Genomic DNA, 15861 nt, shown 5'->3' on the forward strand with positions numbered 1-15861 from the left:
GCCAAATCGCCAATGCACTCGCCGAGCGTCCATGAGTGAACTCGACGCACCTTACTCGCCGAGAAACCACTCCGTCGGATCTGCAAGAGAGTAGCTTTTGGCCGGCGAGAGAGCGGTTCTTGCCGCTCGATCGATCTCCAGCGCAAAAGTTGCCCCAGCGTTCGATTGCAATTTACATGACATTGATCTCACTGGAGAAGACTTGCCTGGTCAGCGCCTGGTCTGGATCGGTGACCAGGCATCTCCCCAGCCGGCCAGAGAGTGCATTGCGCAATGAAGAAGATGATTTGGTTTCCCGTGGCACTTTTGTCCCTAGTCCCTTTGTGCCAACCCTTGAATGCGCAATCGCTGGACAAGAGTCCTTGCCCGCGGCCTCAAGCAGGAAGTACCGTCGAAGAGCCAGAAGACCTGCGAAGCATCAACGGTGTCCTCGAGGTTCAACTCACCGCCTTCGACTCCGTGGAGCCGGGTGGCGCGACGCGATATTGCTACGCCGATTCGGCGGGTCGGGAGTCGCCTAACCTGAGAGTGATTCCCGGCGACCTCGTCGTGCTGCGTCTGAAGAATTTGCTGAAGGAACCTGCAAAAAACGCCGCGGCAAACCCTCACGCCCATGCGCATCATCCCGCTTCAGAAGATCCCTGTTCCAGTGGCATTATGAGTGCAGTCTCGACGAACCTCCACTTTCACGGACTTACTATTCCGCCCGTCTGTCACCAGGACGACGTGATGAAGACCTCTGTACAGCCAGGAGATGCACCCTTCGAGTATCGATTTCGCATACCCGACAATGAACCGCCAGGGCTCTACTGGTATCACCCCCACATTCATGGGTTCAGCAAGGATCAACTCCTTGGTGGTGCATCCGGGGCTCTCATTGTCGAAGGAATTGAGCGCGCAAGGAGATCTGTGGCTGGGCTGCCAGAACGAGTCTTCATCATTCGCGATCAGGACCTGGTGAACCCGAATGCATCGCCGGCAAAGTCCGAGCCCGTCGTTCCAAAGTTCATGATCGACCGCGATGGAGATGCGGCGAACAACGGTACGGGCTTTGGTAAACCGGCCAAGGACTTGTCCATCAACTATGTCCCGGTGCCCTATCCTGACTATCCGCCGGCAACAATCAAGATGAGGCCGAACGAGAAGCAGCTTTGGCGCGTCCTGAATGCTTCTGCGATCACTTACTTGAATCTCGAAGTGCTGTTTGGCAGATCCGCCCAGCCATTGCAACTGGTGGCGATGGATGGCGTTCCCATCGACCACAACGATTCTCGGATAGAGACCCAGAATGTCCAGACGCATATCGGTCTGCCTCCGGGTGCGCGCGCGGAGTTCATTCTTACCGGGCCAGCGGAAGGGGAGCGCGGGTTGTTCGTGACAAGAACGGTCGATACCGGCCCTGGTGGGGAGAACGACACAAACCGGATGCTGGCTAAGATCGTGGCCCTGCCCAACGCACCGGAACCACGGTCGAAGCTGCAGGGTTCGCCCGATCCTCTTCCTCCTCCCACGCAGGCGTGGATCGGAAGCGTTAGGCCAGTGCGTGTGCGGCACCTGTATTTCTCGGAAAAACTGACCGACCCAAATGATCCGACCAGCGCCATAGAGTTTTATCTCACTGTCGATGGGCAGGAGCCAAAGATGTTCGACATGAGCTCCGAGGCGCCGAATGTCACGGCGGAACAAGGGACGGTCGAGGACTGGATCATAGAGAATCGGTCCAGCGAGCTGCATGCCTTTCACATTCATCAGCTCCATTTCCTGTTACTGGACTACGCTGGCACACCGGTAAACGAAGACTTCGTCCGTGATACCGTCAATGTTCCTTACTTCAATGGGCATACGCTTGGGTATCCCAGCATCCGTGTTCGCATGGACTTCCGCGATCCAAACACGGTGGGCATGTTCCCTTACCACTGCCATCTTCTGGAGCATGAGGATAAAGGGATGATGGGGTCGATACGGGTTATACCAAGCACGGACTCGGTGAAAAAGAACAACACCGCCGCATACGCTTCCTCGCAATCTAATTCGCGCCCCTAGAAAAGCGGAGTAGTCAGCGCTCATGATGGCTATCGCACACAGCCGTCTCTCCAACCTTTGTGCCATTGAAAATAATTCACTCTTTGTTCAAGCAATGAAGACCGGTCCTTAATTTGGAAGGGCTCTGATGACTGGGTTGGGTGAAAGCCCGACCAAGGAGAAATCTATGTCTTCCACGCAGCTTGCATTGAGTGCCACGCAACTTGTGCGCACTGGAATGGTATCCGCGATGATACTTCAGCTCTCGCTCGGCAGCGCGTTCGCAGCTGGTCCGGCCGTGAGCAGCAAGCACTCTCGCGACAACGAAACAAGCACGCCCATCAAGCACGTCATCGTAATCATTGGCGAAAATCGCAGCTTCGATCACGTCTTCGCTACGTACGTTCCGAAGAAGGGCGAGAAGGTGTTCAACCTTCTCTCTGAAGGCATTGTGAAGGCGGACGGCACCCCTGGTCCGAACTTCAAGAAGGCCGAGCAAAAGGCCGCCACCGACAGTCAGCCGGATGCATTCCTCCTGAGCCCGGCCACGGTACCGTTTCCGGGCGCTGTGCTCCCCGCTCCTCTCGTCGGCGGTCCGACCGACTCCTACATCACCGACGACAGCCTCACTCTCGCAAAGCAGTCAGAAAATGGTCTTCCGGCCGACTACTACGGCTACCTCGTCACTGGCGGCACGGGCCAGAAGAGCCACACCCCCGACGCCCGCATCGCGAACGTCTCTGCTCTGCCTCCGGGTCCGTTCCAGCTGACCAACGGCGATACCTTCACCTACAACTCCTACGCTGCAAGCCCGGTTCACCGCTTCTACCAGATGTGGCAACAGCTGAACTGCAACGCCGATCAGGCCACCTACAAGAACCCCTCCGGCTGCGACGCCAAGCTGTTCCCCTGGGTTGAGACGACCGAAGGTGCAGGCGCAAACGGCATCGCGCAGCCTGCCAACTTCAGCACCGAGTACTCCTCGACCGCGGTGACCACGGGCGAAGGGTCGACCGCGATGGGCTTCTACAACGTACAGAATGGCGATGCTCCGTACTTCAAGAAGCTCGCTGACGACTATTCCATGAGCGACAACTTCCACCAGTCCGTAAACGGCGGTACCGGTGCGAACCACATCATGTTCGGTCATGGCGATGCCATCTACTTCGAAGATGCAAACGGCAACGCTGCGGTCCCTCCTCACAATGTTGAAGTAGCCACAGGGACGGCCAACGCCGGAATCGTGGATGAAGTCGAGAATCCCAACCCGGCGGTCAACACCAACAACTGGTACACCGAAGACGGCTACGGCGGCGGTTCCTATGGCTCCGCATCCTACGGTGGCGGTTCCTACTCGGACTGCTCCGATAAGACGCAACCGGGTGTGGCTCCCATCGTCACGTACCTGAAGTCGCTTCCGACTCCCATCTCCCCGCGTTGCGAGAAGGGTCACTACTACCTCCTCAACAACTACAATCCCGGCTACTTTGGCAACGGCAACAACGCCTTCACCGACACAAACGCCAACAACACTGTCTTCACGATTCCGCCCTCAACCACCCCCAGCATCGGCGACGATCTGTTGAAGAACGACGTCTCCTGGAAGTACTACGGAGACCAGTGGAACAACTACGTCAACGATCCCTACCAGCTGAACTACGGCGCAGTGGGCAAGAACACGGACGAATACTGCAACATCTGCAATCCTTTCCAGTACGACAAATCCATTATGAGCAATGCCGCAATTCGCACCGCTCACATCCAGGACACTGAGAATCTCTACGAAGACATCAAGAACGGGACCCTCCCCGCGGTCTCGGTCGTCAAGCCCAGCGGCCTGGTCGATGGTCACCCGTCATCCTCCAAGCTCGACCTCTTCGAGGGCTTCACCAAGAAGATCGTCGACGCGGTGAAGGCCAACCCGGAACTCTGGAAGGACACCGCGATCTTCATCACCTTCGATGAAGGCGGCGGTTACTACGACTCTGGCTACGTGCAGCCAGTCGACTACTTCGGAGACGGTACACGTATTCCGCTGCTCGTCGTGTCTCCCTACAGCAAGGGCGGTCACATCTCCCACGAGTACTCGGACCATGTGTCGATCCTGAAGTTCATCGAAGCGAACTGGGGCCTGGAAACGGTTACGCGCCGCAGCCGCGATAACTTCCCCAACCCAATTGCCGTAGAAGACAATCCGTATGTTCCGGTCAATAGCCCGGCCATCGGTGATTTGATGAGCCTGTTCAACTTTGATCTCCGCTAAACCTGCCGCATTCGTAGCTGCTGGGGTTGGTTACGCCAACCCCCAGCAGCTACCTATGCATAACCCTTCTATGCCTCTTCGCAACGTTTAGCTGTAGATGGCTGCACTCCTTTGCACCACTAGCGACTCACCACCCAATCCGCAACTGTGAGAACCTGGCCGAGCTTTGGTGGATTTAGGCATTCCGGCAAATGCGCGTTTCGAGTCTCGATCTGAACTGGAAACGCACATCGGCTGTTATCGTATTCGAAAAACCATCCGTTGCGAGAGCCGATGATCCTCCCCAGAAAGACTCTTTGCGCTCACTGTCGATTCTATGAGGTCGGGTTTTTGCCCAGCAGCCTTTCAGTCATTGATTCTATGGCTCCGGCGGCATGACTCGAACCTGCAACCCTTCGTCTAGCAGGCGGGCCACGCTCTATCCAGTCTTTTATCACTCACCCTGGTACAAATTCAGATTGCAAGACCAATACTGCTGCTGGCTTCGATAATCGTCACGGTGATACTGCCCGAAGTGCTGGTCGCGTAGCTGCTGTCCCCGACGTACGTAGCCTTCATCGAATTCGTGCCAACAGGGAGCGTCGTTGTCGTAAATGTTGCGACTCCGTCCGACAATGTACTGGTGCCCAGGATGGTAGTGCCATCGTAAAAGGTCACATTGCCTGTAGCGGAAGTGGAAGAGACGGTTGCCGTAAGCGTCAGCGAAGTACCGAATGTCCCACTCGATACGGAAGCTGAGAGCGTTGTGGAAGTTGCCGTGAGATCGGAATCGATTACGATGCTCAACGCCACCGAGGTGCTTCCGCCGTACGTGCTGTCTCCGCCATAGACCCCAGTGACAGAGTGCGTGCCGATTGCTAAAGCAGCGGTCGTAAGCGTCGCGACTCCTGAACTGACTGTCCCCGTTCCCAGGCTGGTCGTTCCATCGTAGAAGGTGACTGTTCCTGTAGCGAGCGTGGTCGAGAGGGTTGCGGTGAAGGTGATCGATGTCTCATAGGTCGCGGAGGTAGCAGAGCTTGTAAGCGTCGTAGTCGTCGTGTCATCCGGAAAGAAGTTTGCACATCCGGTAAGAGCCATGAGACACAACCATAAAGCCACCGCAATGATGGCAGTCTTCAGCATTGGGTATCTATCCAAATCCATCTGTTCCCTCTCACTGCGTCGGCATACGCGTCATCGCAAATCGCACACTACTTGGCACTGACGATCAGGGTGTAACTCGCAGTGCGAGTGAGGGTCCCATCAGTAGCAGTGAATATATAGGTATAGGTCCCGGGATATGTTGGCGTGGTGTTCTTGTCGGGGAGGCGGCCAGAACATCCCATGCTGGCGAGGCAGATCGCTCCGAAGGCGAGCAGCGCCACGACTACGCGGAGTTGTCTGCGTCCACGACGCGCCGCCCAGAGGATTGCAGCAGTACTCAGCAGCCCAAGAAGAATAGTCCAGGAGTTTGAGCCGAAACCGCCATAGCCTATAACCGTGTACTGCGAGGTTGTGGTGATGGTCGCCGGGATGGTGGAGGCCGAACTCAAGGTGAGGCTGCTCGTAGACGGCACACAGGTTGAACCACTCGTCGTATGGGTGCAGGAAAGATTTACCTGTGCGGAGAAGCCGCCGACCGGAGTGAGAATGATGTCTGGAGTGACAGCATCGCCGGCAATTACGGACCCCGAGGTTGGGTTGATGGCGATGGTGAAGTCGACACCATTGCCCGTGAGAGCGACCGTGATAACAGAGACTCCAGAGGTGATGGTAAGGGTACCGGTCCGGACGCCTGTGGTGGTTGGAGTAAAAACGACCGAGATCGTGCAGCTTCCAAGCGCGGCAAGGGATGAGCCGCAGGTTGTTGTGTCGGCGTAGTCGCCGCTTATGGCAATGGAAGCGAGAGCGATCGAAGCGTTGGTGGCATTCGTCAGAGTGACGGTCTGGGCTGCTGAAGATGAGCCTATGTCGATGTTCCCAAAGCTCAGAGATGTGGGCGAAACGCTAAGCTGAGTAACCCCGGTGCCGGTGAGGGTCGATGTCAGTGTGGGGTTTGAGGTGGAATCCGTCGTGACAGTGAGCAGGCCACTGCGAGCGCCGACCGCGGCTGGAGTGAAGGTCAGCGTAATGGTGCACGTGGCGCTCTCGACGAGAGCGGAGCAGTTGTTTGTCTGGGTGAAGTCTGAGGCATTCGCTCCCGAAATAGCTACGCCGGTCACATTCACGGTAGACGTAAAGGTTGTGGTGTTGGTGAGAGTGACGGTCCGGGTGGCGCTTGAACCGATATAGACGGAACCGAAGTCGATAGCCGAGGAAGATATGGACGCTGTCGTGGGAACAGGCGGGATGGTGAACGCGACGACGAAGCCGTCGTGCGGTGTAAGGCCGGCCGGGGTAGTAGAGTCGTTGGCATCGACTTCGTGGAAGTCGGTGGTGAAGTGCGGCTGTGTTACCTCAGAGACGTAGGAGGCTAGCGACGCCGAGGCGGTTGACGTGTCTGGCACAGTAGCCGATGCCATGATGTGCTCAAGCACTTCGGCATTGCCCCGTTCGATATAGTTGTAGCGGCTTGTGGCGGTAACCTGGGTGGCGAAATCGGTAAGGGGAGAGGTCGTGCTCGTAGGTTCGTAGAGGGTGACAGCGGTTGTGGCAGCAGGCGATCCGTCGAGGATGCCAGTCACGTCCACATATCCATCGGAAAACTCGAACGAGTTGAGATTTCCAGCGAGAATGACGTTCTGACCATCGTCCTGGTAGGTTTGGATGAGTGCCGACAGATCCGTCGCCTGGGCGGCACGATGTGCTCGGATGTCGGGGCCAAGCGTGGCATCGCCGATGTTGTCTCGCGAGGTCAAGTGGGCATCGATGACCGTGACAGGATAGTTCTTCCCCACGCGTACAAACTCTGCCTTGAGCACCAGCGGCGGTCGCTCCCAGAGGGTCGCCGAGCCTCCGCTGGCCGTGGTGTATGTAGAGGTCTTCTCCACCTGTGTCACGGAATCCGTGAGCACCGTCGCCGACTTCACCAGGAAGCCGAGGTTCAGACTGTCTGAATCATTGCCCTGAATCAACGAAGGAGTATAGGTTGTGCTTCCAAGCGAGTTGACGGCGGTGGCAAGGTCGTTCAGCGTGTTGAGATCCTGAACCTCCTGCAGCGAGAGGATATCCGGCGAACCCAGGGCGTCTACGATGGCGAGAGCGGCTTTCGTGAGACGGCGGGTGTAGGCGGCGGAAGTGACGGCCACGGAGCCGGTGGTAGCTGCCGTGGTGGAGTAGAAATGATCCAGGTCGAGTGTGCCGACGTGGAAGTGGCTGGAATCGGCGGTGGCTGAGGTGCTGGTCGCGACAGTGCCTCCAATCGTGCAGACACTGGTGGGGAAGATAAGCAGGCGCGCGTATCCGAGCGTGTAATCGATCAGACCGATGCCCTTGGTCGCACCCACCGTGATGTTGGAACCGGTGGTGCAGCTGATACTTTGACCCACTGTGACATTGATCGCGGCGCCGCCGAATGTTGTCGTGTCAATGAGCACTCGTTGCGGATTGCCACCCCAAATTGCTACGGTTGAAGGAGCGGTCGCGGGAATGAATTCATCGCCCGCTATCCCCGCCGAGCGGAAGATATGGTTGTTAGTCGACGCGTTTGACGCGAGCGTGGCCCAGAATTGTCCCGTTGAAGTTTCCGTCTCGGTGGACTCAGTCAGTGTCCCCGTCGTCGGTGCGACAGCGTAAAAGGTCGCGGTGGTGGTCATGCCGGTGTACTTGAGGGCGTCACCAAACTCCGTGAGGACGGAACCCACCGAGATACTTTGCGTCATGGTGCCGCCCGTCGAAGTGACAGTACAGGAGGTCGGGGTAACGCCGGTTCCAACGGTGTCGACCGCGACTGTCTGGGTTGTCTTTGTTACTGTTCCAACGACGGTCACGACATTTCCTACGATCCCGCAGGTATCCGTGACTCCGCTGACCGGGAAGACCGGCATGCCTTCGGCAGTGAGAACCAACGAATCCCAGTCGCCAGAGGGCTCTGAGATATAGATCGTCCCGTTGGTCATGACACCCACGACGATGCCGGAGACGGATACGGACTGCCCGAAGTAAGGCGAATAGGGAAGAGTTTCGGTCGCAGCCGTACCGACGGTGGGATTCGACCCCGCAACCATAATGTCGTGGATCTGCACCGATGTCTGGGCGCGTGCCGGTAGGTTCACCATCGAAAGACAGACCGTAGCAATGGCTAGAGCGCAAGTGAGGTGAAGCTTGGGAAACAAGGAACGATCCAACGGCATGCAGGGTCTCCGACTATGACTGAACGGAAGGCGCAAATCTGTCGCTGCGAACGTGAATCGCCTCGGCTTGGCCACCGATTTCAAGAACTCAATGTGGGAGACGCGCTATTCAAAATCGCGGGTTACGCGCTTGTCAGACATTTGCTGACCACAGCCAGAATTTCTCGCAACTCCGCGTAACCTGCCGCGCAAGAGTTAGCGTCTTCTTCCGTGAGCCCTACAAAGTGGATGTCTTGTCTGGGTTCGCCATGGTACAGACTGCGCGGAAAGTCTCAGATGGGCTGATCGATCCGCCTCAGAGAGTGCGAAGAACCGGCACCACTGTAACCCGCCAACGCCTTATCCTCGTCCCACAAGGAAGCCTATGCAAGTTGCCAACCAAGCATCTATGATCTACGAGGGCAGCACCCAGGTGAGCTTCATCTCTGAACTGGATGACATCGATTCCCTCGTCCGCCTCTATCGCCCGAGGGTGTTGCGTTATGTCGCCTTCTCGATTGGAGACCAGGACATCGCGGAGACCATCACTCAGGATTGTTTCCTCAAGGCGTATAACGGACGCGCATCATTTCGTGGCGACTCCGCAGTCAGCACATGGTTGTTCAGCATCGCAAACAACCTGATTCGGGATCAGCTTCGCACCAAGAAGTTTCAATTCTGGCGAAAGGCTGCCGCAACCTCGTTAGATGTGACGGAGATGGCATCCTTTCTGCCCAGCGAAGGATCTTCCGCAGAAGCTAGAATATTGGCTCAGGAGAAGGCGAAGCAGGTAGCTTCCGTTGTCGAGAAACTTTCAACGAACCAACGCAGAGTTTTTATCCTAAGATTCTCCGAGGAGCTTGATGTGGCTGAGATCGCCGAGGTGACAGGTATGCCCGTAAATACGGTGAAGACGCACCTGCGCCGGGCCATCACCACGGTTCGAGCAAAGGTAGGAGGTCGAGTATGAGCACACTCCAATCCGCGCACCTGACCGAAGAGCAGATCGCGGAGTGCCTCCTTCAGTCTGATCCTCCGGCTGAGTTCGAGACCCACCTCGCCGAATGCCAGTCCTGCCGTGAAGAGATCAGCGGTTTCATGACTTCGGTCGACCACTTTAGCCGGGCGTCCCTCGCGTGGAGTGAGAGCCAGCCCGCGGTCAGCCTGCGGGCCCGGGTTCGCGAGAGCTCGCACCCCGTCTTTACCGTTCCTTTACGATGGGCCCTTGCGATGGCCATGCTGCTGGTCATTGCATTGCCTTTGCTGCGGCATAAGCTCACCGCCAAGCCGGACTTGCAAACAGTAAATTTGGTTGAAGGCGACTCTGAGGCCCAGATCGCTCAGGATAATGTTCTTATGCAGTCCGTGGATTCTGCGCTTGCTGCGGATGAAGCCTCTCCTCTCGCGGAGTATGACATCGTCGATCAATCGCAGCTGCACAATCCAACAAGACGAACCGTGAGAAGTCGATGAAGATCTTCAGAATTGGTCCATTTCGACGCACTATTCTGCTTATCGGCTGCGCATGTGCTCTGGCGGTCGGAGCCCGAGCGCAGGGGAAGCCGCCAGGCGGCCCTCCGCCTCCCGGGGGGCCGGGAGGCCCTGGTGGGCCAGGTGGACTAAACGGTGGAGGGCCAGGTGGCTCTCCGATGCCAGGTGCAAACGGTAAAGTCGCTGGCTCCGGAAAAGCAGACAATGGGACGCGATCGGCTTTACAGTTCGGTCCTCCAGGCCGTTGGTGGGACGACAAGGCAACCGTAAGGGCAGTCGGTCTGAGCAACGATCAGCAGAAGAGGATGGATTCGATCTTCGATTCGCATAAGGCCGCGATTGTCGACAGCTACAAAGCTCTCCTAAATGAGCGCGCGAAGCTTGAGGCAGTCAGCAAGGGGCCGCAAGTGGATCAGTCTCGGGTGTTCGCGCAGATCGACGCTGTCAACCAGGCCCGATCTGTGCTCCAGAAGGCGAACTCGCAGATGCTGCTTGAGATCCGCCAACAGATGGACCCTCAACAGCTTGAAAAGCTAGGCAAAGTTGCGGCGAACGAACCGTGACGGCATTCTCCTAAGCCAAGGCTTCGGTCATGGCTCCAGGCCCTCAGCTTCCCGGATTGCCCGGTCGATGAGGGATCTCCGATGAGGAATCGGCGTCCCTTTAAGGACATACGTAAATCCAAAATAGCCAGTATCGATCCGAAATCGAAGGCTGCGATTGTAGTAGCTCTGAAAGATCCAGTGTTCGGTGAGAGGAATACTCATCGAACTCGTGAATCCGTTATCCTCGCTGATCTTACGACCCGTCACCACTTCCATAGACGGATGCCCGGGCTGTCCAGGCTGTGAGAGGCTCGAATATATCTTCTGATCGCCGAGCGGGAGCTGCTCGTACGCGAGCGATCGGAAGTACATTCTGCGGGGAAGGATGATGCCGAAGCCAGCTTGAAAGTGAGCGATCGGCCCCAGGGAACTGTAGTCCTTGGTGACCAACTGATTGAAGAGCGTCGATGAATCCCCTCCCCCGGCATCGACGATAAGACCGGTTCGCCGCAGATACTTCTCGACGTGTTCGCTCAAATCGAACGTGACCCTGCCAGTGCTCAGACCACTCGCCTTATCCCCCGTTGGCGCCGTCAGCGAAGCGGTCGAAGTAGTCAGAAGGCCGCGGGGATTGAATCTCCCATGGAATCCAAACAATGTGTCACCGATCACCCCGTTGCTTGATACAAGCGGTTCCGAGGTAGAGGTCATTGGGTTCTGATTGGACGCCAGCCGGTAAGGATAAAACGTGAAACTTGCGTCGGTCGACCAGCGATGCGAAAACTCATAACTCAAGCCCGGCGTTATGGCCTGGTACCACCCAATCGACGAATCGTGGATGCCAGCGAAAGCGACACCGCCATTCATGCCTTTCAGCCATACGGCCGAAGTTGGCACCTGATTCACCTGCTGTATCGGCTCCTGCTGGTTCGCTGCGGTAGCGCTGCCCGGTGACTGCGCATCCGCTCTCAACCAGAAGAGTCCAAGCGCGATGGACCAGGCAAATCGAGTGAAAACTAACCGCAATGCCATTCCCCCTTACTCATTCTAACGGTTGAGGGAGGCAGTCAGACATTGCACCATCGTGCCTTCAGAGCGCCTTCAAATCGCCAATCCATTCATTTTGGCTCCATGTCTATGCGCCGAGGCTATGCACATGAGTTCCCACTACCGCTGCTACCCGGCGATTGCTGCGCGGCATTTATGCGTTCTGCGAGCGAAGGCACCTGTAATCCCCCGTTGTGCGATTCCCGTCAACTGAAGTGCTGCGACGCGTGTGGCAGCGATCTCGAAGCCGTTTAGGAATGCCCCATGCTGGTTCCACATGCCGAAGAAAATGCCCCGTTTGCGAGCTGCTGCAGCATGCCGATGAGCGCTGTGTCGCATCGCTGTAAGTCTCCTTTTAGTCAATCTGGCGTCAGGCCTGCGCAAGCAGCAACCTACTATGTAAAACCGAATCCCGTGGACAGTCATATCTCGTTGCGTCGTCGCATGGTGGCCGCGGTCTTTTGCATCGTCGCAACTGCGAGCCTCGTCGTCTTGGCTCGGCTACACTTCAGCCCCATTGGGTGGGATCTGGATGTATATACCAACGCACTCCGTTCGGTCACTGGAGGTCATGACCCATACGCTGATGGCATCGCTATCCAGCGTGCCTTCCATGATTCAGGCAAGTCGAACGCCCCCGATGCAATGCCGCCATACACGTATGTGTACTCGCCGTTGACACTCCCACTCCTGCGGGGAGCTGGGCACTTCCCTCTCTGGCTAAGCGGAAGCGTTTATTGGATGCTTTACGAACTTGGTTTTCTCGCAGCCGTGTGGACTGGCTTGCAACTGACGACAACTCAAGAGCGCAGAGTCTTCCTGCTCTTGGCTCCCTTCGCAGCCTTTTTCCCGGGACTGCTGCAGACCAACGTGATCTTCAGCGGAAATTTGGCTTACGTCCTCTATGGACTTGTCCTTGCATCAGCCGTGCTGGGTTGGAGAAACCAGGAATGGCTCCCGTTTTACGCCACGGTCCTCTTTGCCTCCTGCTTCAAAGCGCCCATGCTGAGCTTGGTACTGATTGCACCACTCTCCGCCCGGCGGCAATGGCTCTCTTCCGGTAGTACGATGGCTGCGGGGCTGCTGCTGTTCGCGGTGCAGGCTCTTCTTTGGCCGACGGAGTTTCACAGCTACTTGCAGGCGGTCGAGTTGCAGTTCAGCTACAACCACGATTTCGGGATCAGCCCGTCAGGCCTGTTAGGAAGCGCGCTCTTCTACTTTCATCTCCCGTACGCAACAGCCTCACTCATCTTGTACGGGGTATACGCGGTACCCCTTCTGGCAACTCTTTTCTGGCTATCGCGCCAGTTTCTCGCGGGCAGCTTGACCCTAGCTCACTGGGCTCCGGTGATGTTGATTGGGGTAGTTCTTCTAAACCCACGAATCAAGGAGTATGACACCGCCCCACTCAGCTTGCCGATAGCGCTCGTGGTGTGGCGATTATTTGCGCGCAAGAACAGCTTCGGCCGGACCGTTTTAGAAGCATCACTGTTCTTTCTCACGATCAACGCATTTGTCACGAATGTCGACGGGCTATGGAAGCCGGTCGCGGGCCTGCTTCTCTTGGCGTCATTCATTGGGGGCGTATGGCAGTTGGCCGTGGATCGAGCCGGGGCCCCCAGAACTCTGCGGCGTCACCGCGGGGCGGCCTCCGCCTGGGCTTAACAGCGCACTCGAAATGCTGATTCAATTGTGCGCCGCCCGCTCCTCTTTCTACCAAATGACAAACATTTGCCCATGTTTGGATGCAGTCGGCCGGAAAGCCGCGACTTCCAGATGATGAGCAGACTGGAGAATCCATGGATTTTGCGGTAGTAGTGCCAACTTATAACGAGCGCGAGAACATCCCACTCTTGATCTCCCGCCTGAATCAAGCTCTCAAAGGGCTCCGCTGGGAAGCCATCTTTGTAGATGACGACTCTCCAGATGGAACGGCGGAGGTCATCGCCAACCAGGCTTGCCTTCAGTCGAATATCCGCCTCGTACATCGCATTGGTAGACGAGGCTTGGCATCAGCTTGCATCGAAGGGATGCTGGCAACACAGGCCGAGTTCATTGCGGTAATGGATGGGGACCTGCAACACGATGAAACCATCTTGCCCGCGCTCTTTGGACGCTTGCGAAGCGAGTCGTTAGATGTTGTGATCGCGACTCGTAACGCGGAGAGCGGAAGCATGGGTGAATTCAAACCCCTGCGCGTGCTACTGAGCCAGTTAGGCCAGAAGATCAGCAGGCTGGTGTGCAGGGTGCAGCTAACGGACTCGATGAGTGGCTTCTTCGCGTTGCGCCGCAACTTTCTCCTGGAAGTAGTACATGACCTGCAAGGCTCCGGATTCAAGATCCTTGTAGATTTACTCTCCTCTTCGCGGCGCCCGGTTCAGATTGCAGAAGTGGGCTACATCTTTGCCGAGCGTAAACATGGACAAAGCAAGCTCAATTGCACTGTGGGCATCGAGTACCTCGCGATGGTTCTCAATCAGATCTTGGGGCGCATGATTCCTGTCGAGCTCACCCTCTACTGCGTCGTGGGCTGCATCGGACTTATCACTTACTTCGCCACTTCCCTCCTCTTCATACACGTGACTCACCTCAAGCTGCTTGAGGCAGAAACGATTTCAACCATCGCGGCAATGACCGGGAATTTTGCATTGACCAACCGGCTCATCTTTCAAGACCGGCGGCTCCGGGGTCGGCGAGCGGTCTCGGGCGCGATCACTTTCCTTCTGGCCTGCTCCTTTGGCGGATGGGCAAACGTTGTCCTTACATCGACGCTCATCCGCGGCGGGAGATCCTGGGGGCTCGCAGGCTTATGCGGCATCATGCTCGGTTCGGTCTGGAATCTTTCCATCGGGAGCCAGCTTACGTGGCGCGGACGAGAGCATCCCGCATCGATGCGCGAAGCTGGCGAACCGAAGAGAATGACCCAGATATACCGCAGGTGGGGGCAGAGGTTACAGACCCTGAGATCCATGCGGCTACTCTTGCTGCTGTGGGTCGCTGCCGCACTTGCGATCACGGTTTGGGTGTCCATAGCGGAAGTCGGCTGGGATTCCGCGATCTATCAGAGTGCTATCCATACCTTGAGGGGCGGGCACGATCCGTACGCTACAGCAATCGCTCTGCAGATCAAAGCTCATCAAAACGGAGGCGCGAACGACAGCAATCATCCGCTCTACAGTTATGTCTATCCGCCTGCCACACTGCCTCTGCTGCGACTGATCGGGTCACTTCCGTCGGCCCCAGTCAAAGCAGCCTACTGGCTGCTCTATGCAATTGCTATACTCGTACAATTTTGGGTAGCTATGCAGGCAGTGCAATGGCAGGAGCGCCGATGGCTTCTGTTCCTCCTTCCGATCGCGCCATTCTTTCCCGGACTACTCGCCGACGGTACCTTATTGAGCGGCAATATAGCTTTCCTGTTGTATGCGGCAGTGCTATCGGCCGCAGTGTTGGGATGGCGAGGCAAGAGTTGGCTCCTTTTCTACGCGGTCGTACTTCTGGCCTCTTTCTTCAAAGCGCCGTTGTTGAGCCTGGTGGCAATCGCACCTCTTTCAGCACACAGGCAGCGAGCTTGGACCATCATCACCGTTGCAGCCGGCATCGCCCTATTTGCCGTCCAACCGTTGCTTTGGCCGAGCTTGTTTAAAAACTATCTTAAAGCCGTCGACCTCCAGTTCAGATTCAATGGTGACTTTGGCTGCAGTCCTGCAGGACTCTTAAGCAGTCTTCTATTTAGTTATCATCTCTCATACTCCCCCTGGGCTTTCCTCTTCTATCTCGGCTATAGCATTCCTGTCCTCGTCATACTCGTGTACTTATCCCGCTGCTACTTTGCGGGCGTCTTCTCGTTGGAGCAATGGATCCCGATGGTCATTGTGGGGGTCGTTCTTCTCAATCCTCGCCTCATCGAATACGACGTTGCGCCGCTGACGTTGCCGCTCGCATTGATCTCCTCACGGTCCTTGTCTCACTTCCAGGATCGGGCGCGACTCACCTGGATCTTCGCCGGAGTGCTGGTCTCCATGAACTCTTTCGGCCTGTACAACTGGTCGACGCGCAAGGCCCTCGACGGGGCACTTCTCGTCGCGATCTTCGCAGCAGGCAGTTGGAGCCTTTTTCATTTGAAAGAGGCTTCAGTAGCGATCAGAAGCGATTCCAAACGTATCTCGCGCAAGGAACAACCTATCCCTGCTTAGTAGTAAGTGTCGGGTTGGAACCTTCAAAGACGCGGACTTTCATGTGG

Annotated in this window: 10 protein-coding genes; 7 read left to right on the plus strand and 3 right to left on the minus strand. The window is 56.7% G+C overall.

Annotated elements, in window-relative coordinates:
• Window positions 1-333 precede the first annotated feature (333 nt).
• Both OHL18_RS14060 and OHL18_RS14065 read left to right on the plus strand, forming a co-directional pair.
• Entirely contained in the window at window positions 334-2043 is a 1710-nt protein-coding gene (locus tag OHL18_RS14060; RefSeq protein ID WP_263375478.1) for a multicopper oxidase family protein, read from the plus strand.
• 166 nt (window positions 2044-2209) lie between these two features.
• Window positions 2210-4285 (plus strand): alkaline phosphatase family protein, encoded by a 2076-nt coding sequence (locus tag OHL18_RS14065; RefSeq protein ID WP_263375479.1) that lies wholly within the window; start codon window positions 2210-2212, stop codon window positions 4283-4285.
• Window positions 4286-4738: 453 nt separating this feature from the next.
• On the opposite strand, the gene OHL18_RS14070 is transcribed toward OHL18_RS14065, so the two are convergent.
• Both OHL18_RS14070 and OHL18_RS14075 read right to left on the minus strand, forming a co-directional pair.
• The gene (locus tag OHL18_RS14070; RefSeq protein WP_263375480.1) at window positions 4739-5407 is read right to left on the minus strand and encodes an Ig-like domain-containing protein; all 669 of its coding nucleotides are present in this window, start codon (window positions 5405-5407) and stop codon (window positions 4739-4741) included.
• Between the two features lie 68 nt (window positions 5408-5475).
• Complete coding sequence (locus tag OHL18_RS14075; protein ID WP_263375481.1) at window positions 5476-8556, minus strand: choice-of-anchor D domain-containing protein; 3081 nt, start codon at window positions 8554-8556, stop codon at window positions 5476-5478.
• Window positions 8557-8920: 364 nt separating this feature from the next.
• Between OHL18_RS14075 and OHL18_RS14080 the strand changes: the two genes are divergently transcribed.
• The 3 genes from OHL18_RS14080 to OHL18_RS14090 all read left to right on the plus strand — a co-directional run bounded on the left by OHL18_RS14080 (window position 8921) and on the right by OHL18_RS14090 (window position 10589).
• Complete coding sequence (locus OHL18_RS14080) at window positions 8921-9505, plus strand: RNA polymerase sigma factor (RefSeq protein WP_263375482.1); 585 nt, start codon at window positions 8921-8923, stop codon at window positions 9503-9505.
• Window positions 9502-10008 carry a hypothetical protein gene (locus tag OHL18_RS14085; RefSeq protein WP_263375483.1) on the plus strand — a complete coding sequence of 169 codons (507 nt, stop codon included), beginning with the start codon at window positions 9502-9504 and terminating at the stop codon, window positions 10006-10008. The genes OHL18_RS14080 and OHL18_RS14085 overlap by 4 nt, the downstream gene beginning before the upstream one ends.
• 176 nt (window positions 10009-10184) lie before the next feature.
• Window positions 10185-10589: a periplasmic heavy metal sensor gene (locus tag OHL18_RS14090; RefSeq protein WP_263375484.1), complete on the plus strand. Its 405-nt coding sequence runs from the start codon at window positions 10185-10187 to the stop codon at window positions 10587-10589.
• Between the two features lie 27 nt (window positions 10590-10616).
• Here the strand turns inward: OHL18_RS14090 and OHL18_RS14095 are convergent, their stop codons facing one another.
• Complete coding sequence (locus OHL18_RS14095) at window positions 10617-11603, minus strand: hypothetical protein (RefSeq protein ID WP_263375485.1); 987 nt, start codon at window positions 11601-11603, stop codon at window positions 10617-10619.
• Between the two features lie 459 nt (window positions 11604-12062).
• Between OHL18_RS14095 and OHL18_RS14100 the strand changes: the two genes are divergently transcribed.
• Together OHL18_RS14100 and OHL18_RS14105 are read left to right on the plus strand one after the other, a co-directional pair.
• On the plus strand, window positions 12063-13283 hold the full coding sequence (locus tag OHL18_RS14100; protein ID WP_263375486.1) for a hypothetical protein: 1221 nt from the start codon (window positions 12063-12065) through the stop codon (window positions 13281-13283).
• Between the two features lie 134 nt (window positions 13284-13417).
• Window positions 13418-15814 carry a glycosyltransferase gene (locus OHL18_RS14105; protein ID WP_263375487.1) on the plus strand — a complete coding sequence of 799 codons (2397 nt, stop codon included), beginning with the start codon at window positions 13418-13420 and terminating at the stop codon, window positions 15812-15814.
• Window positions 15815-15861 lie beyond the last annotated feature (47 nt).

The sequence above is a fragment of the Granulicella aggregans genome, from assembly GCF_025685565.1.
GTDB lineage: Bacteria > Acidobacteriota > Terriglobia > Terriglobales > Acidobacteriaceae > Edaphobacter > Edaphobacter aggregans_B.